Here is a 19,611-nt window from a genome sequence, read left to right on the forward strand (position 1 = left end):
GTTTTAAACGAAGATTAAAATCGAATCTTCAAGCTTTCGTCCCTTAATCCCAAAGAGTGTAAAAGATACCTTCCTGATCAATACGTTCATAGGTATGTGCGCCAAAATAGTCTCGTTGTGCTTGGATAATATTTGTAGGTAATTTTTCCGATCGGTAGGCATCAAAATAAGAGAGTGCGTTTAGGTATCCGAGTACGGGTATCCCGTTTGCGATAGCATCTTTCAATACCTCGCGAAGGCTGGCCTGCGTGTTCAGCAACTTTTGGGCAATGGTGTTATCGAGTAGGATATTGCGCAAGTCCGGATTAGCCGCATAGGCTTTTCTAAAATCCTCGAGCAAAGCCGCACGAATAATGCAGCCGCCTCGCCAAACTTTGGTTACCACCTGTAAATCTAGCTCGTAGCCGTAGCTTTCCGATGCAACAGTAAGTTGTGCCAAACCTTGCGCATAGGCCGTGATGATCACAAAGTACAATGCATCTTTTAAGCGAGCGATGAGCGTTGTTGCGGGGAGATCAACAGCTTGTCCATCCCAATGAAGTAATTTTGCAGCCTCCAAACGTTCGGGTTTGTATTTGGACATATCGCGCATATTGACCGCTGCATCAATCACCGGCACCGGCACCTGTAGATCCATCGCATTTTGCGAAGTCCATTTACCCGTTCCTTTTGATTTTGCCCAATCTGAAATCAGGTCCACCAAATACTGGTCACCTTCTTTTTTCTTCAGAATCTGAGCGGTAATCTCAAGCAAGAACGAGTTTAGTTCGCCCTTGTTCCATTCTTCGAAGGTCTGTTGTATGGTTCGGGTGTCAAAACCGTATAATCTTTTCATCAGGTCATAGGTCTCTGCAATTAACTGCATGATACCATATTCGATACCGTTATGCACCATCTTTACATAATTTCCGGCCGACCCGTTGCCTAAAAATTCCACACAGGGCTCGTCGGCTACCTTGGCCGAAACCGCCTCAAATATTGGCCTTAACCTTTCGTATGCCTTTCTGTCGCCACCGGGCATCAAGCTCGGCCCGCGACGAGCGCCACTTTCTCCTCCAGATATGCCCATTCCGAAGAAATGTATACCCATCACGGAAAGCTCATTAAATCTTCTGTCTGTATCCGCGAAGTACGTGTTTCCGCCATCGATGATTATATCTCCTTTATCCAAAAGCGGAACAAGACTGGCAATCGCCATATCAACCGGCTTTCCGGCCGGCACCAACAGCATAATTGCTCTGGGTTGTTGCAAAGCCCCTATAAACTCTTTTACTTGGGTCGTCACTTTGATGCGATGTCCTTCACTTGCTTCAGCTTCCAATGACTCAGCTTTTTGTGGATCAAGGTCTAATCCTGCTACCGCGAAACCGTTGTCGGCGATGTTCAGCAATAAATTACGTCCCATTACGCCGAGTCCAACAATTCCAAAATCGTAGTTATTCATTTTATCTATACTCATCGTTTAATACCGTTTTTCTAAGTTGAAATTTACCATTTTTGTTGATACTATGAAAGACAATTATCGGCAGATCGTTATGAGGCGCTTTTATTGCCCCCATTACTTCGTTGGTATTGAATCTTTTGTTGTAAACCAACAGATAATCCGTATATTGAACTCTCCTAAACATCAATTTTTTTTATGATCATTGGATTAGACATTGGGACATCATCTGCGAAAGCTGTTGCATTTGACTACGAAGGTAACATCTTGTCGCAGCATAGTATACCTTATCCCATATTAAACCCGTCGGAAGGCTGGTATGAGCAAGATCCGGAGATTGTTTATGAGGCATGTATTGAGTCTATTATGCATGTAATGATCAGCTTAAAGCAATCTAGTGCCGAGATACAGAAACCCGTATGTATTTCGGTGAGCAGTGCTATGCACGGACTGATCGCTGTTGACTCGGCGGGCATGCCACTTAGCAACTGCATGATATGGGCAGATCGCAGAAGCGAGGATATTGCAGTTGCTTTGGAGGCAAGTGAGGCAGGCAGGCTGCTTTATCAGCAGACGGGTACACCAATACATCCCATGTCTTTGCTTTGCAAATTAATGTGGATAAAGTCTAACGATCAGAAATTATTTGCTCAGTCGCACAAGTTTATCGGTATCAAAGAATTTCTTTTTTACCGGCTCTTTGGAGTTTATGTGGTCGATCATTCCATTGCATCTGCAACAGGGCTTTTCGACATACATCAACTAACATGGTCTGATCAGGCGTTAAGATTGGCGGGCATATCGGAAGGGCAACTAGCATCGCCAGTTCCGGTCGATTATATTTTAAATATGCCTAGCCGAGAAATTGCGGCTTTGATGCACATCCCTGAAGATACCCCTTTTGTTATAGGTGGTAGCGATGGCTGTTTGGCTAATCTCGGGGTAGGGGCTATACGTCCTGGGGTGGCTTCGGTAACTGTCGGTACCAGTGGAGCTATTCGCGTAGCAAGTTCGCAGGCAAATCAAGAAAAAAAACAAAGGCTATTTACCTACCTACTGAGACCCAATGAATATATAATTGGCGGCGCGGTTAACAATGGCGGTGTATTACGCAACTGGTTTCGAGATAACTTTTTGCATGAATTTACCCAAATGGAAACGGATGGAGATTCTTCTGCCTCATTAAATACTTTGGTCGACTCCGTCGTTCCCGGGGCAGAGGGTTTGATATTCTTGCCCTATCTAACCGGTGAACGGGCACCACATTGGAATTCCAATGCAAAAGGCGTTTATTTTGGAATACAGCTACATCATGGCAGGGCGCACTTTGCACGGGCCATGATGGAAGGGATGTTGTTTGCAATTTACAGTGTAGGAATCGCATTAGAGGAGAACACCGGCCCCATTCATACGATCTTTGCAAGCGGCGGCTTAGCGCGTTCATCGTTGTTGGTGCAAATGCTTGCAGACATTTTCAATAAACCTGTATTCACCAAAAACACGGTAGAAAGCTCTGCATGGGGAGCAGCATTGATAGGCTTGGAAGCATTGGGTATACAGAGGGGAGAGCCTACCGTAAAAAACATGCAAACGGAGGGAACGCAAGATACGGAGCACTATTACAAACCGAGTGCGGAGAATCACGCTGTATATATTAAAAACTTCCAGAAATTTGAGCGCCTGTACCACATATTGGAAGGTGAGTTTTAACTAGATATAAATTACTAATGCCTCTAATCATCGTTATTTTGGGAGTAGCTTTACTACTTCTTTTAGTCACTGTCGTCAGGTTAAACACGATCTTTTCGTTACTGATAACCTCTGTTGCGGTCGGTTTTGCAATGAATATGAATGCCGCCGATATCCTTAAATCTGTTGAAACCGGAGTGAGCAGTACCATGGGCCAATTGGCACTTTTGTTGGCTTTCGGATCTTTACTGGGTAAATTGATGGCGGAGGGGGGGGCTGCAGAAAAGATTACAACGAAACTAACGGCTGTATTTGGCAGAAAGAACTTACCTTGGGCAATGGTTCTCACGGGCTTTTTAGTAGGAATTCCCTTATTTTACAATGTCGGTTTTATCGTCTTAGTACCGTTCGTTTTTATGGTATGTGCTTCCAATAAAATGCCTTTGCTTTACGTAGCCATTCCGCTGCTGGCAGCGCTATCCGTGACGCACGGTTATTTGCCACCGCATCCGGGAGCTACGGCCATAGCGGTTACCTACAATGCGGATATAGGTTTGACAATGGCCTATGGCATTGTTGTGGCAATTCCTGCCATAATTATCGGTGGACCACTCTTTGGCAGGACCCTTAAGCGTATTCCGACCAACCCACCGGCCGAGTTTTTTCCTGAACACAATCAAACAGATAGGAAAGAGCTTCCCGGATTTGCAATTAGTATATTTACGGGGTTGTTTCCAATAATTTTAATTGCTTTTGGTTCATTTGCACATCTAATATTTCCAGATGGCTCCTCTTGGTTGACGACACTACGTTTCTTGGGTGACCCGGTGGTGGCTTTAATGATTGCATCGCTAGTGGCGATGTACACGATGGGTATCCGCCAAGGTAAAAGTTTGCGGGAGCAGTCAGAAAGTGTGGAAGAAGCAATCCGCGGGATAATGATGATCCTTTTTATCATTGCAGCGTCAGGCGTCTTCAAGCAAATTTTGGTAGATAGTGGTGTAGCGAACTACATCGCTGACCTAACCGCAGACTTGAGCTTGTCGCCTCTTGTGCTGGCATGGTTAATAGCCGGTATCATTCGTCTAGTTATCGGTTCGGCTAGTGTTGCTGGACTCACGGCAGCGGGCATTATGCTTCCCATTGTGCAAGCGGGAAATGTTACTCCTGAATTAATGGTGCTAGCGACGGGAGCAGGCAGTCTCATGTTCTCACACGTCAACGATCCGGGGTTTTGGATGTTTAAATCTTATTTTGGAATGAGCATGAAGGATACGTTTCGCTCATGGACGGTGATGGAAACGCTCGTTTCTGTTATTGGATTGATCGGCGTCCTGATTTTACACTGGCTTGGTCATTGACAGCAAATGAGAAAGTTTCATATTGCCATACAGCTTGAGTTAATAATCTCGCCTTTGTTGCTTGATCATCCCGAAAGATTTAAAGATCTTCCGGACTTGGGTTCACTCAGTCACTTGCTTCTCCGATAATTTTTAAAGTTGCCGCAAGACCCGTTCCATTAACCATTGCTGTAAAATAAATATGGTTTATTTTGAGGGCTGCTTGGTTTTAGATTCACCACCGGAAAGGAATAAGTCAGCCACATTTAAATCGGCTTTTGTACCATGATAAAACGGCCCCCAAACAACATAAAACAGGACCGCGCACTGTTGCTGTAGCTCAACAAAACGATTATATGAAGTAACCGCAAGGATATAACATTAATAGCTCAAACGAATATTGAATTATACAGGCCCATAATCAACCAATTATGGGCTTTTCTTTGACGGAAACCTTTGTTTGATTTTTTTTTCTTAATATCGTGACAATGAACCGAATTTTATTGTTCTAGTTGTCTAAAATATGCATAGATCACATCAACTCTATATCTTTATTTTACTTTGGCTAAGCTGCTGTTTAAATGCTGTTCCGGTGTTGGCCCAGTATACCGTTGATAATATTCCCAGCCCGAAGCAGAGGGGGCAGGACTATTTTGTGTCCAATCCCGATGGAATTCTGTCTTCAGGTACGGTTGCTGAACTGGATGGCTTGTCAACGCAGATTGAGGCAGCCACTAAAAGTGAATTTGCTATCGTTGTTGTCAATGACTATGTGGGTGACAGCGACTTCGAATTTGCCCTAAAGCTGTTTAATACCTGGGGTATTGGGAAGAAGGAGAGCAATAATGGTTTGTTGTTATTTATTGCCAAAGACCGGCGGGAATATCGTTTTATTACGGGGTATGGGATGGAAAGTACCTTACCAGATGCCTATTTAAAGCGGATCGGTGAGAAGTATCTGGTGCCTAATTTCAGAGATGGGAACTATGACCAAGGAGTCCTTGAGGCTTCACAGTTTATAAAAACCATTCTAATGTCGCCCGACAGCAGGGCTGAGCTGGAACGCTTAATGCCTGAAGCAACACCTATCTGGAGCTTTCGGAGTCCTATCATGCGAAATTCTCTATTGGTGTTGGCGTTATTTACCATCTGTTATATCTGGCTGAATGAGGTAACTCGGGCGATCAAGGGAAAGCTTACCAAAAAAAGTAAATATTTTCCGCCACTGGTCAGCGGCTGTGGTTGTATGGGATTGTTGATGTTTGCGAGTGTATTTATATGTGCTTTTGCATTGAACAACTTCGAAGTCGTTTATCAATGGAAAAACCTTCCTTACTTTATTTTTATATTTGGCAGTATCACATTGGCGATGAAATATAATGCGAGTCGTACGCAGATTGTCAATTCCTATCGGGATGAGGAGAATATCCAGCAAGCTTTGCGTAAATTTCGTGTTTGGGGTCTTATTCCTTTATTGTTTAGCCCATTGGCATTATTTGACCTTTTTGGATTAAATAAACGGATTCGGAAAAATGCGCTCCGGTTGACTCCTCCAGATACTTCAGGTCGCTGGTTGCGGATCAACAAAGATGAGATGTCCACCCGGGAGAGCGCTTATCTGGATAAGGGGCAACTGTTGGAGGAAAAAATTGGCAGCCGGTCATATGAAATTTGGGTAGATCAAAGCAGCAGTGAAACCAAGCTGATCCCCTGGGATGAAAATGTGGGCTATGTTGACTGTCCCCAATGTCATTACCGGACTTTTGAAATAGGGCTTTCGCGGACGATCCGCTCTGCAACATACAGTTCGCAAGGGCTGGAGGAACGGTTTGACAAATGTAAAAATTGTGGACACCGTGTATCCCATGGTGAGCATACTATACCTGTTAAGGTACGATCCTCATCGAGCAGCTCTGGGGGTGGCGGGTCAAGCAGTAGTGGCGGCGGCAGCTTTGGCGGCGGATCTTCAGGTGGTGGTGGTGCTGGCGGAAGATGGTAATATGTGATTTAGGAGCAAAAAAAAAGGTTTTCAAACGGGGAGAATGAAAACCTTAAATAACCAATTATAAACCTAAATTATGATGACACAAATATAGTGTATTTATTACACTATGCAAATTTTTTTTAAAAAAAATCAAAAAAATAAGTTACATAGTGCATATATGATTTCTGTTTATAAATTAAAACCAAAGTTTCAGCAGTTATTGATGCCGATTCTGACCTTCTTACATCGGAGGAAGATAACGGCCACTCAGATTACCATGGGCTCGGTGGTCTTGTCTTTGCTGATCGCGGTGATGTTTTGGTATGCGGACCGGATGCCAATTTTATTTTTGGCACTACCGATCGGTTTATTCATGCGAATGGCTTTCAATGCGCTGGATGGCATGATGGCGCGTCTTTTTAATCAAATGAGCAAAAAAGGGGAAGTCCTGAATGAAGTCGGCGATATCCTGTCAGATGTCATGATCTTTTTCCCATTGCTGAAATTTCATTCTGAGAGTTTATATCTGGTGGTCGGCTTTATTGTTTTGAGTGTGATCAATGAATTCTGTGGGCTGATTGGAAAGGTTGTCGCCAATGATCGCCGTTATGATGGGCCGATGGGGAAAAGTGACCGCGCGCTGCTGCTTGGTGTATATGGGATTTTGAGCTTATTACATATTTCGATAACGGCGATTTCGGTCTATCTGTTTGCTGTGTTATGTTTATTATTGGTGTTGAGTTCAATAACGCGATTGAGAAAGGCATTGGTGGTATATGAATGAAGTCAGTAATCCAAATGGTAAGTTTGCCGATGTGCCTGTCCGCGTCAGAAGCTGGGGGTACATTGTACTTGTGCTGGCGTTTGCTTTTGTCCCTCAGACAACATCTTTGCTATTTGTGTCCTGGCTTACATTTCAGGGGATGCGCGAATTTATGAAGATGTTTGTCCCTAAATTTAATGAGGCGCTGTCTTTTGCCGTCGTTGTTAGCCTCGTGCAGCTTTTTCTTTTATACAGCTGTTCATATGGCGCTTATTTATCGTTAGCCGGACTGCTGTGCATTGGAATTGGGCTTTTTTTTGGGTTGATACAGAGAACAGCGAAAGTAGCTACGATCGGAATGACTTTTGGAGCAGCAGCCTGCCTGCTTGCTTTCAGCCAGCTTGCTTTTATCAGGGCGGTAGAAATTAATAACGGGGCGCTGATGGGGCTGGAGCTTGTGGCTTATATTGTTGTTTTAACGGAGCTAAATGATGTATTTCAATACCTGATGGGTAAATTTTTTGGTAAGCGGAAGATCGTTCCCCGCATCAGTCCAAACAAAACTGTGGCTGGATGTGTGGGCGGTATTGGGCTGACGGTAATGCTGAGCAATATCTTGGGGTATTTGTTCTTGCCATTCGGGGATTTTATCTGCTTTTCGGCCCTTGGTCTGCTCTTTGGTATTTTGGGCTTCTGTGGTGATGTGCTATTCTCCTTTCTAAAACGCAAGACAGGGGTCAAGGATACAGGTACATTAATTCCAGGGCATGGTGGATTACTGGACCGCATAGATAGCTTGCTGTTCAATGCACCTGTTTTCTATGGAGTGATCTGCCTGGTGTCGCAAAACCAGCATCTCATGGCTCAAATCTCTTATCTCAAATCTCATTAAATGAATTATCAACGGGCAGCATTGTTTTCAGGAGGGGGGACACGTTTTGGTCTGTATTTGGGCATGTTTGCTGCTTTGGACGAACTGGGATTAAAACCCGATCTGCTGATTGCTACCTGTGGCGGATCGTTGGCGACAGCAATTATTCAGGCTTTTGCAACGGACGCGGAACGGAAATCTTATCTTCAATCCGAAGAGTTTTATCGCTTCTTCTGTAGGCATCAGCTGACCGGGCAACGTCACTTGAATAAATTGGGATGGTATGTGCTAAAAAAGCAATGGGACAAAAGACCGGCTCCCTTTCTCGAAGATGTTTTTGATCGTTATCTGGTTCATATGGAACATGATCTGTCATCCTTGTTACCGGCTTTGAATCGCCCGTTTTCGGAGGAAATCCCGTCGATCATCATTGGGTCGAGAATACTATTTGAACGCTCGGCAGCTGGAGAGCGACGAGGCGAGAGAAAGCTCTATCAAAAAGTACTGATGGGAAGTGCAACTGCACTATCGAAAGTAGATCTGGATGCTATCCAGATTCAAGGTGAAAATTATAAACAAAGTGCGGTTGCCCAAACTATCGGGATAAACCCGGAGATAACCTTATTGGACGCCGTCCGCATTTCCATGTCCGATATGTTTTATATTGAGCCAATACAGCGGAATGGGGAATATTATGCTGGTGGGGCCATCGACCTGGTACCTGTGGAGCTAGCGCAGTCTTTGGCGGCGGAAGTTATCTGTGAGCGGAAGCAGACGTATAAACCGCAGGAAGAGAGCTTGGTCAGAGCCGTATTGGGCTTTAGTGGAAATCAACGCCTGCGGGATATTGATCAGCAATATCAGGGGATTCGATGGATCGATACGACTGATGCTGCTGAACAGTTAAAAGGAAACTATTGCAAAAAAGACATCGATTGGCGTAGATTTGAAATAACATTGTCCCTTCCGGCAAGTCTTGATGAATTTGCGACCGCTATGGAAGCACAGTGGAATTATGGATATTGGAAGACATTGGAGGTCAGTATGAGATAATACACGATGTATTGGGATAATGGTCGTTAAGAGGCCTAGCGCTGGCTAATAGATCATATATGGGACACCTATATGATGAAGTTTAGAAGAGTTTGGAACCGTATATATGGTTTATTCAGGTTTTATTGGAGAGTGAAGTGGGAGAAATTGAAGTTTTATTTGTTGGATAAGATAACCCGATCGGCGGATAACATAATCGCTTTATTTTTTTATAGATGAAAGTATTTATTGCAGGTGGAACAAGCGGAATAGGTCTAGCATTAGCGCAATGCTACCTCCGGCAGGGTGCTGAAGTTGCTGTATGTGGCCGTGATCTTTCAAAGTTGACCAATCAGCCAGAATATAATGGGCTCATCAAGTTTGAAGTAGATGTATGTGATCAGGATGCTTTGGCTGACGCCGTTGGATCTTTCTGTCATCATCTGGCTCTGGATCTTTTTATCAATTGTACAGGAAGCTATGCCGATGATGTGGCCCAGCCGGTCAGTTATGAACGGGCAAGTGCCATGCTCCGGACAAATATGCTGGGTACCCTAAATTGTTTTGAAGTAGCCCGCGAGATCATGCGTGGGCAATCTGCAGGGCAGATTGCGACAATAGCATCCGTCTCCGGGACTTTAGATTTTCCGAATTCAAGTTTGTACAGCAAAACAAAGCGGGCGGCAATCCAGGTGGCTGATGCCTATCGGAGGGCATTACTTCCATACGGGATTGCCGTGACAGTCATTGCGCCGGGTTATGTGGATACAACCAAATTGCGTGAACTTAATCAGCAGGATCTTTCGAAAAAACCTTTTTTGATCAGTGTGGATGAGGCAGCACAGCGAATCTTAAAAGCGATACAGCAAAAGAAAGAAATCGTGATTTTTCCGAAGCGTATGAAATGGCTGATGGGATTTTTGGGCATGCTTCCCCATGTATTGTTAAGTAAAATCATGTTTAGGAAAGCCAAATGGATGAAAAACGATTAAAAGGGGTGGGTAGGAAGCTCCTTGTTGCTATCTACTGCCTGTTGCTTTTTCAATTTACCTATCCCTTGACCGCAGCCTATGCCTCCACTTTAGCTGCAGTGCCTTCCGTTGTGTTTGATTTTGAACAGCACATTCCTTTTATCCCATGGATGATCCTGCCCTATATGAGCAGCGGGTTGTTTTTTTGTATTATACCCTTTTACTGCCGGCAAGAGGGGCAGCTTTTGCGTTATGCGAAGCGATTTGCATTTATTACGCTGTTTGCAGCGCTGTGTTTTCTCCTTTTTCCGTTGCGGTTTTCTTTCGAGAGGCCGATTGTCGAAAATCACCTGCTGGCGATTTTCTTTTCTTTCCTAAAGCAATATGATTCGCCTTTTAATCAGGCGCCATCTTTACATGTGGCTTATGCCTGTCTTTTTTGGTCTGTGTTACGCGGACAGTTCAGCGGATGGAAGAAAAGAGCCTTAGCTGTCTGGCTCCTATTGTTGGGGGTAGGAACACTGACCGTATATCAGCACCATGTTATTGATGTCCTTACGGCGCTAATACTGGTTCAGGTAAGTTTTATGCTCTTTCCGAATAGGGAGGAAATTGGGAATCATCAACAAAGGGGATCGGGAGGAAAGTTTGGCCCGTTGAACGCTAGTGATGATGAAAGTAAGAATCGTAAACAGACGCAGTCAGCGCTAATGTCTGGCCGTAAAGAAACGAAAAGAAATCTGCAGCTAGCGAATAGCTACTACCTTATTGGATGGCTATGTGTACTAGTGGCATTATGCTGTGAAAGAAACGTACTGCCCGTGATTGTTTGTGCTTGGGTAGCCTTCGTCTGCTTTGCTGTTGGTTACAACTACCAGCGCGGCAATGTGCTATTTTTAAAGGATAGATCGGGAAAGATACCATTGATAAAGAAAGTATTTTATGCGCCTTACCAATTTGCGTACTGGTTGATCTGGCGTTTTTTTAGCAAGCGAAACAATCCGCCGATGATGGAGTTATTACCGCGCTGTTATGTAGGACCGAGATTGAAAACTTCGGAACTTGTAGCCTTGGGACTGGATCGTAATTTAGTTGTTTTTGACCTCGCAGCTGAGCTCGAAGAAGTAAAACTGCTAGGTTCCATGCAAAAATATCATTCTTTTCCTTTACTGGATATTGCTGAAATAGATGTGCAAGATGCCCGTGTTATCGTAGCCGCCCTTGTGTCTGCTTACCGTGCATTGGAAGAGCCGGAAAATATGATCATTCATTGTACAATGGGTTATAGCCGAAGCATGATTTTTGCTGTTCTGATGATACAGGAATTATTATCTTTAGATTTAAATAAAGCTATTGATCGGGTGAGGTCGATCAATAGGCATTTGCGGTTACATGATCATGCGATCCGGCTGATGAAAATTATCGACGGTGGCAAACAGGGATAGTAATCGGTGGCCTGGTCTTTGCCTTTAATAGCATAGCTAAATAGATACTAAAATTACATACGCCATTGTATTGATGGAATAATTATAAAGAAATGAAATCAGGTTATTTTAAGAGTTTCGATCAAGGGGAACTACTCTATCGTGTTTGGAACTATCAAAAAGGACAAAAGGCCTTAGTTGTATTGCATCGTGGACATGAACATTCGGAACGCCTACAGGAGATGGCTACCGATCCGCAGTTTGCTGGTTATTCCATCTTTTCATTTGATTTGCGTGGACATGGTTATACAAAACTGGCTGTATCACCGGTTTTTATGGATAATGTGCGCGATCTGGATTGTTTTGTAACTTATATCCGCGCTGAATATTCTGTTGACACGAAGGATGTCTTCGTTATTGCTAATAGTATTGCAGGAGTGATTGTGAGTGCTTGGGTACATGATTTTGCACCTCCGATCGCAGGAATGGCCTTATTGGCGCCCGCATTTGAAATCAAACTATATGTGCCCTTGGCTAATCAGATGATTGCACTAGGGACAAAATTGAAAAAGGATCTTGTTATCCAAAGTTATGTCAAGGCGAAGGTATTGACGCATGATGTCGAACAACAGCAGGCTTATGATGCTGATCCATTGATCTCAAAATCCATTAACGGTGCCTTATTGGTTGATCTATTGAAAGCTGGTGTGCGTATCGTTGACGATGCTGCAGCGATTGATATTCCTGTGATTGTGCTATCCGCTGAAAAAGACTATGTGGTTAAAAACTCGGTGCAAAAGCAGTTCTTCGTATCCATCACTTCCAAGCTAAAGACATTTATTACCCTGCGCAACTTTTATCATGGTATCCTGTTTGAATCCAACAGACAGAAAGTTTATACCTATTTAAACGATTTTATTACAAAGGCCTATGCACGTCGAAAGCCTGACCAAGGACTGGAGCCTGACGAGTTTTCAGTAAAAGAATATGAGAAACTGTACCATAAGGTGATGCCTGCAGCCGAGAAGCTAAATTATGCGTTCCAGAAATGGACATTGGGTAAGGTAGGGTCATTGAGTCATGGGATGAACTTAGGTCTCCAGTTTGGTTTTGATTCAGGAATCTCGTTGGATTACGTATACCGCAATGAGCCACAAGGAAAAAACCGTTTTGGCCGTATCCTTGATCGTGGTTATCTAGATGCGATTGGCTGGAAAGGGATTCGTATTCGAAAGCAACACCTGTTGCAGCTGTTGGAGGAGAATATTGAGCAGGTTAAGTCTACTGGTCGGCCTGTCAAAATTCTTGATATCGCTGGCGGGACCGGAAACTATTTGTTTGACATTAAGGAAAAATATCCGGAGGTGGAGATTGTGATTAACGAGTTCCTATTGCCCAATATTGCGGTAGGGGAGAAAGTCATCAAGAAGAAGGGGTTCAAAGGAATACGGTTTACCAATTACGATTGTTTTGATCCGGCTACATACAGCAAACTGGAATTTGAACCTAATATTGTCGTGATCTCTGGTATTTTCGAATTGTTTGGCAACAATCAAATGGCCAGTAGGGCGGTTCATGGGGCGACTTCTATTTGTGAACAAAATAGTCATCTGGTCTATACCGGACAACCATGGCATCCACAGTTAAAGATGATCGCTTATGTGCTGAACAGCCATCAGAAGAAAGACTGGGTCATGCGCCGGCGTTCGCAGCAGGAACTGGATCGGATTATGGCCTATAATGGTGTGGTGAAGGAGCGGATGCTTATTGACGATTATGGGATATTCACCGTTTCATCGGGTTCGGTAAAGGCAGGATAAGCATATTTCCGAACGATCTGCCGGCAGAATCGTAGCCAAATAATTGGGTGAATAATTTGTATATATCTGATTCATAAGATATAAGTTTTTAGCCAGTGGGGGAGGGGGGCAAATTGCGCCAAATAGATAGTGTTTAAGCTATGAATTTGGCGCAATTTGACCCCCTGTTTAACCAAAATACCCAATTTTTACGCTCCATTGCTCAGAAATGCAGATCTAATCCGTTTGACAAAAATACTTTTTGGTTTAACAAATTGTTCTTATTGCAGACATAAGGTCGTCATGGTATAACAAAAAGGTGTTTTGGTTTTACTAATCGACTTTATTGCAGGCATAGGGAAACCATTGTTTAAAACAAAGACTTTCCGGTTTAAGAAATTGTCCTTATTGCAGACATATCGGCGCAATGGTAAAACAAAAGGATTTTTTTGCTTTATAAATTGTTTTTATTGTAGGCATAAGGCCGTTGTGGTATCACAAAAAAGCGTTTTGGTTTAGGGAATCGTTCTTATTGCAGATATAACGAATTAATAGTCTACATCATGTTTGAAATGATAATGTAGAGATTGTTTCATTTTTTTTCAAAAATTTTAAATTTTCTACTGCATATGGAGTAGAAATTATTCCCATAGATCATCAATTCCGATTTTAGTCCCTTTGCCGTTCTTAACATCGGCTCGGCCATTTTGTATCTTTTTTACAAAATCCGGATTATACGGGCTATCTTCCACAGTGGTAGTTTCAAGTTTGATTTTAGATGCTTTGGTTATTGCATCGGTTGCTTCAAGTTGTTTTGGAGAAAAGCTCAAAGCCTAGTAGTAATTACTAATATGCCTGTATAAGTACATCTGTAGGGATATTGAGCTTTTCGTGAAGTTTTCTAATGATCTCGAGAGAGAGTTTCCGCTTTCGGTTTAATATTTCACTTGCACGGCTCTTCTGACCAAGAACATTAGCAAGATCATTCTGTGTAAAATTTAGCTGCTCTATTCTGAATTTGATTGCCTCAACAGGATCAGGAAGATTAATAGGAAAATGTTCAGTCTCATATTTATCGATGAGAAGTCCCAAAACTTCCAATTCATCCCCTTCTTTTGAACCTGCTTTAGCATCGAATATTGCTTCAAGTCGGTCTAAAGCCTGTGCATAATCTTCTTCAGTTTTAATAAGTTTTGCTTCCATAAATACCTAAATTTTATTAGCATCAATTTTGTCATATCTAATAAGGACTAAATTAGCTAAAGCTTAAAAAATATTTGATGGTAATCGTATCAAAAATACTGCTATCCCAGCCGAACAGACAAAAAGGTCAGCTGGAATAGCAGTAGAAAATCTTAATTCTTATACTCGCGGATTGCCTGAATAATGCCTTCCAGATTTTCATTGAAGTCCAGTAGCTGGCCGAAGACTTTATCATCTTTAGCTAGTCCACCATGTTTATTGTTCTTGCGGAAGATTTCCTTGATGGTTTCCCAACGCTCCTGTTCAACAGGGTTCAGCAGTCCGGCAAGCTCTTTTAGTTTTAATAGGTTGCTTTCGGTATCCGCTGTCAGTGTTTGTGATTCGCTCTCATAATGGGCGAGAAGAATCTGGTCAGTTTCCTGTTCATTCATCATCGGTACCACCTGCGCTACAAGCTTACTCATGTTCCGATATGATCCCTGCATTTTGAATGGTGGTTCGTTGCGGTAATTGTCTTGCATCGCGGCGCTTTGGATATAGTTCTGATTGACCTTGATCACCACATTCCTGATTTTCAGTACATGGCGCAGCACGGCGATAAAGTCATCAATATCCTGTTTCAGGTAGTTGCCTTCTAAATCGGGCAGTTGATCCATAACAGATTGTGCATAATTGACCAGGGCGTAGAAGTCGTTGAACGATTTACTTGCAATTTTTTCGAGGTAACTGTTTTCAATAGCCGCATTTTCAATCAGACTGAGGTTGAATAATGCTTCGGTATCACCGATCACATCGCCGAGATTGTACACATCGGCCCGGTTGGCAAGCATGTCGGGGATTTGGAACTTAGAACCGCTCTCTGTGTAGGGGTTACCTGCCATCACGATGCAGAAGCGCTTGCCACGGAGGTCATAGGTCTTACTCTCGCCCTCAAAAATACCATCAATCTTGCGCTGACCATCGGCAAGGGAGATGAATTTCTGTAAGAACTCCGGATTTAAATGCTGGATGTCGTCCAGATAAAGCATGACATTGTCTGCCATCTCAAATGCAAGGTTGATCTTTTTCAGTTCTTCCCGTTCTCCGGATGTTTTCGCTTCGATCGGATCAATGGAGGTGATCGAATGGCCAATGGTCGGCCCATTGATTTTGACGAAATGTAGGCCCATGGTCTTGGCCAGATATTCCATTAAGGTGGTCTTACCATACCCCGGCGGCGAGATCAACAGAAGCATTCCCATGCGGGCGGTGCGTTTGTTGTCTCCAGCAGCTCCCAGTTGTTTGGCGAGGTTGTTTCCGATCAGTGGAAAATAAACTTCATTGATCAGCTTGTTACGCACAAACGAGGTCAGTACTTTTGGCTCGAATTCACCAATTTTTAATTCTTTGGCATAGGATTTCGCAAGCTGTTCTTTCAATGTGGAGAAAGCCACAAAACGAGGTACATTATGATTGCTGAACTGTGCCAGACGTGCTAAAAATTCATGATATTGGATGTGCTCCTCCCCGTTGTTGAGGATAGTATGGTTGCCTTTTAATCCGCTGATATGTGCTTGGTCTTTGGCTATAATTAAGTGATATGCTTGCGTCGGATAGAGCAACATGATCGCTGTTTCCTCGATGTACTTGCGTAGTGTCAGATATTCCGTATGCTCGTCCACAAACGCATTGAGCCAATTTAAAGTCAGGTAAAAGCGATCTACCACGCTAAATTGTTCGTTCTGAATATCTGCTTCAAAAAGCTTATGGCTTTTCTTGGATTCCAGCAATCGAATAAATACCTTTTTCAGTTCATCGGACTGTTCACTGACGACAAAGGTATTGTAACACGTAAAGGTCTGGAAAAGGTAAGTTGCCAAGTCACGGTCATGAAGGGCGGCGCGATCCAAATGTGTCTCCCAGGCATTGAACAACTTGCTGAGTTCATCAATGACGGACTGGTAACGATTTGAATTTGGAAACGTTTTCAATATCGTGTAAGTCGAGTGTATCAGCGCCAGCTGTTTTGTACGCTGATCATCAGAAAGCGATTGCCAAAATAGTTGAGCCATTGTACGCAAGGAAGGATCATAGCGTAGAAGATCCAGTTTGGTGTCCAACTGTTTGACCGTGTCATAGATCAATAGTGCATCCACATTGTGAACCCCTTTGACATAGCCTTCCGAATAGCTTTGTTCCACGGTCTGCGTGATGAACAGTGCAGCATCAAAATCTTGTTGTCCTTTCGAAGCCAGGAATGCTTTGTATGCAAGATATTCTGCACGATAGACCTCCTTATTTTCGGATACAAGCTCCTGATCCCAGATATCCTGAAACCTGTTGATCTCCTCGGTCTGCACTTTTTGATAGAAGCTTGTACCTGTCAGGTGGAAATAGAGCTCGTCGTTTCTGCGCAACAGGGTTAAACTGAGGGATTGGTTATTGACGGCGAATTTGTGTTTACCAAGAGCAATGATATTCTCCCCGTCTACAAAGAGGTCATTTTTATCCCGTAACACCCGTAAGGCATCTTCCTGCGATTTCTTTAATAGATTTTCAAGGTTTTCCGCTTTTGAGACATCCTGTAGTGTTTTCAGCTCCTGTACTAACTGTCTGATTTTGTCGATCATCAGATCCGAGGCAAAGAAGCTGAGGATTTCTTCCCGGCTCGCGAAAGTCTTGGATTTATTTTCAATATTCTTTAGTACACGAAGACCGATCTGCTCGAGCGAGGACGTCCGCTTGTTGATCTGTTCAACGATTTGCTCCCTGCGGGAATTAAATGCCTTAATGACCTCGTCACGCTTGTCTGCGATCTTGAGCGCAAAATCTTCGAATTCGGAAAACTTACTTTCGAGTTCTTCCAGCTGAACGATGACTTTTGTGTAATATTCGTCTACTTTTTCGGTTGTCGTTGACAGTTCGAGGTAGTTGGTAACGGATTGCTCCAACAGGGTCAGCTGTGCCGAAAACTCGGCAATTGCTTCGGTGCTCTTCAATGAATTGAGTTTTCGTGTAAGTTGTGCACGGACTTCATTTAAGGAGGAGAAAATAACCGAAATCTTCTCAATGATTTTGGTTGTCTGTGTGGAGTCGTCAATTTTTAGACTATTGAGGATATCAATCAATAGTTCCAGCTCGCTTGAAATGGCCGAATTGGCTTCCTCGATCGCTTTGGCATCGTATACTTTAACAATGGCTTCCACATTCTTTTTCTGCTGTTCTACCTTTTGTTCGTAAGGAAGCAAGGCTTCATCGCGTAAGAGGAAAGCAATTGTTTTTTCGGCCAGCTCGGAGGTGATGCCCTGTAATTTTTCCAACAGGTTATCTATGCTGACCGTATCAATATATTTTACATTTTTAAGGTCGATGATTTCACCCTGAAGTCGACGGGCATCGGCCAATTGGTGGACGAGCTGATCGAGTTTCTCCACAACGGTGCTATTGATGGAAAAGGTGAGTTCTTCCATCTTCTTTTCTGCAGCCAGATTTAATTCCGCCGCATGCTTGCGCTGCGCCTGTACTTTGACAAATTCGTCAATAGCGGTGTTGGCGACTTCCTTGATCTGTATTAAGGGCTGCCCAAGATTTAACAAGGCCTCATCTTTGATCCAAAAATAAGAATCGATTAAAACCGTAGACTTTTTAAGGATATCTTCGTATAAACCCTCGTAACTGTCCTCTTTGTTGATGAGCTGTATGACCTCCTGTGCTTCGGCCATCGCCTGCACGATCTGTTTATTGCCTACCTTATAAAGGGGATCATCTTTCTTTTGCTCATTTTCTTTGAGCATGGCCATATAGGGTGTTTCCCAGATCTGAACCTGATGATGTCTGGTGGCTTCTGCCTCAGTGCGGAAATAAATTAAGCTACCATCTTTGAATAGGGTAAATCCGTTGCAGATAATCGGGGTCTCGACATGCTGCTGAATGATGTTATATGACAGTAGGATATAGGTATTGGTTTCTTCCTGACAAAAGATATACAGAAAATCTTCGCCATTGGGGGAAGCTATCCTGCGTAGGAAGGATACCTTCTCGAACTGGGCATCAAAAACTTTGTGTGTGCCATTTTGTAAATAGTACCCATTGGAGAAAATAATCCCCTGATTGTCCGGCAACAATATTGCTGATTCATTCAGTGATTTGAGATTGACCACTTCTTTCGTCCGCTGGTTGTAGACAAAAGCCCTGAAATCTTCCTGGTAAGGTTTGATACGTACCGCAATAAGATTGCCGAGATCTGCAAAGTAATAATCAGCATCGTCCAATTGCTGGTCTGCATTGACCACTTTTTCGGAATAGATCCCTTTGCCGCTGTCTGTATTGTTCTCGATCTTGAAAGTGATGTCGCCATTGATCGCCTCAATAAAAATCTTATCCATGATGGATATATGCGGGTATTTTCCCAAACGGCGGTCTTCGAGTGTCGTTTTCGTCCAGTCAAATTCAAATTGATTGGGCAATTTGACTTCATGGATGCTGCGGTCATCCTGATACAGGAGCTTACCGTCTTTGATTAACCATTTGAATGCTTTGAGATCAGCCGGATTTTTGCTGGTCTGAAAGATCATGTACAAGTAGTTCTCCGTACGGCGGAATTTGGAGAAGATGGAATCTCTGTAATATTTATACAGGTTTTGGTAATCTGAGATGAAATTTTGATCGTTGATCAGATCGAGGGACTGCGGAATAAATTGATTATTCTCAAATGCATAAACACTGAAAACATCTTCCAGCTTGATCTCGGTACGCAGTCCAAAATGCACATTATATCCAAAAATACATTGATTATCCAAGGCCAGGATGCCACGGGCAACACAGTTGTTTTCTGTGGTAATCCGTTGATTGGCTTTGAGGACAAAGCTCGTGGAATTGAAGACTTCTTTACGGGCTTCATTCAAACCTTGGAGCCTTGTTGCTAATTCTTCTTTTTGTGTAAGAAGTCGCTTTCGGATAATCTCATATGCACCTTGGTCAAGGCTGTCGTTCTGATTTATTACGTTTTCTTCTGGCATAAAATGAGCTTTCTCTACTGGATTGTTGTGACAAAATCAATTTTAACTACCCGCAAGGGCCGTTTTGAAGTGGTCTTGCGGGTAATATAGTAAGCTT

General features: G+C 43.2%; 14 protein-coding genes. 9 read left to right on the plus strand and 5 right to left on the minus strand.

Going from position 1 to position 19,611, the window contains the following annotated elements; genetic code table 11:
- Positions 1 to 43: 43 nt before the first annotated feature.
- Both gndA and B4A24_RS08335 read right to left on the minus strand, forming a co-directional pair.
- Complete coding sequence (gene gndA, locus B4A24_RS08330; RefSeq protein ID WP_293944281.1) at positions 44 to 1,459, minus strand: NADP-dependent phosphogluconate dehydrogenase; 1,416 nt, start codon at positions 1,457 to 1,459, stop codon at positions 44 to 46.
- Complete coding sequence (locus B4A24_RS08335; RefSeq protein ID WP_293944282.1) at positions 1,446 to 1,628, minus strand: hypothetical protein; 183 nt, start codon at positions 1,626 to 1,628, stop codon at positions 1,446 to 1,448. The genes gndA and B4A24_RS08335 overlap by 14 nt, the downstream gene beginning before the upstream one ends.
- 11 nt (positions 1,629 to 1,639) lie before the next feature.
- On the opposite strand from B4A24_RS08335, the gene B4A24_RS08340 reads away from it, so the two are divergent.
- The 9 genes from B4A24_RS08340 (at position 1,640) to B4A24_RS08380 (ending at position 13,335) form a co-directional block, all read left to right on the plus strand.
- Complete coding sequence (locus B4A24_RS08340) at positions 1,640 to 3,151, plus strand: gluconokinase (RefSeq protein ID WP_293944283.1); 1,512 nt, start codon at positions 1,640 to 1,642, stop codon at positions 3,149 to 3,151.
- A gap of 17 nt (positions 3,152 to 3,168) precedes the next feature.
- Positions 3,169 to 4,491, plus strand: a complete 1,323-nt coding sequence (locus B4A24_RS08345) for a gluconate:H+ symporter (RefSeq protein WP_293944284.1) — start codon at positions 3,169 to 3,171, stop codon at positions 4,489 to 4,491.
- A 502-nt stretch (positions 4,492 to 4,993) separates the two neighbouring features.
- Entirely contained in the window at positions 4,994 to 6,469 is a 1,476-nt protein-coding gene (locus B4A24_RS08350; protein ID WP_293944285.1) for a TPM domain-containing protein, read from the plus strand.
- 163 nt (positions 6,470 to 6,632) lie between these two features.
- Positions 6,633 to 7,238, plus strand: coding sequence for a CDP-alcohol phosphatidyltransferase family protein (locus B4A24_RS08355; RefSeq protein WP_293944286.1), 606 nt, complete (start codon positions 6,633 to 6,635; stop codon positions 7,236 to 7,238).
- Positions 7,231 to 8,109 carry a phosphatidate cytidylyltransferase gene (locus B4A24_RS08360; protein ID WP_293944287.1) on the plus strand — a complete coding sequence of 293 codons (879 nt, stop codon included), beginning with the start codon at positions 7,231 to 7,233 and terminating at the stop codon, positions 8,107 to 8,109. The genes B4A24_RS08355 and B4A24_RS08360 overlap by 8 nt, the downstream gene beginning before the upstream one ends.
- Positions 8,110 to 9,141 (plus strand): patatin-like phospholipase family protein, encoded by a 1,032-nt coding sequence (locus B4A24_RS08365; RefSeq protein ID WP_293944288.1) that lies wholly within the window; start codon positions 8,110 to 8,112, stop codon positions 9,139 to 9,141.
- 215 nt (positions 9,142 to 9,356) lie between these two features.
- Positions 9,357 to 10,112 (plus strand): SDR family NAD(P)-dependent oxidoreductase, encoded by a 756-nt coding sequence (locus tag B4A24_RS08370; RefSeq protein WP_293944289.1) that lies wholly within the window; start codon positions 9,357 to 9,359, stop codon positions 10,110 to 10,112.
- Positions 10,094 to 11,536, plus strand: a complete 1,443-nt coding sequence (locus B4A24_RS08375; RefSeq protein ID WP_293944290.1) for a phosphatase PAP2 family protein — start codon at positions 10,094 to 10,096, stop codon at positions 11,534 to 11,536. The genes B4A24_RS08370 and B4A24_RS08375 overlap by 19 nt, the downstream gene beginning before the upstream one ends.
- 92 nt (positions 11,537 to 11,628) lie before the next feature.
- Positions 11,629 to 13,335 (plus strand): bifunctional alpha/beta hydrolase/class I SAM-dependent methyltransferase, encoded by a 1,707-nt coding sequence (locus tag B4A24_RS08380; protein WP_293944291.1) that lies wholly within the window; start codon positions 11,629 to 11,631, stop codon positions 13,333 to 13,335.
- Between the two features lie 620 nt (positions 13,336 to 13,955).
- Here B4A24_RS08380 and B4A24_RS08385 read toward each other — a convergent pair.
- The 3 genes from B4A24_RS08385 to B4A24_RS08395 form a co-directional block, all read right to left on the minus strand.
- Positions 13,956 to 14,144 carry a DUF2683 family protein gene (locus B4A24_RS08385; RefSeq protein WP_293944292.1) on the minus strand — a complete coding sequence of 63 codons (189 nt, stop codon included), beginning with the start codon at positions 14,142 to 14,144 and terminating at the stop codon, positions 13,956 to 13,958.
- Between the two features lie 16 nt (positions 14,145 to 14,160).
- On the minus strand, positions 14,161 to 14,517 hold the full coding sequence (locus B4A24_RS08390; protein ID WP_293944293.1) for a helix-turn-helix domain-containing protein: 357 nt from the start codon (positions 14,515 to 14,517) through the stop codon (positions 14,161 to 14,163).
- 152 nt (positions 14,518 to 14,669) lie between these two features.
- The gene (locus B4A24_RS08395) at positions 14,670 to 19,514 is read right to left on the minus strand and encodes a DNA repair ATPase (RefSeq protein ID WP_293944294.1); all 4,845 of its coding nucleotides are present in this window, start codon (positions 19,512 to 19,514) and stop codon (positions 14,670 to 14,672) included.
- Positions 19,515 to 19,611 lie beyond the last annotated feature (97 nt).

It is taken from the genome of Sphingobacterium sp. UBA7249 (assembly GCF_002472835.1).
GTDB lineage: Bacteria > Bacteroidota > Bacteroidia > Sphingobacteriales > Sphingobacteriaceae > Sphingobacterium > Sphingobacterium prati.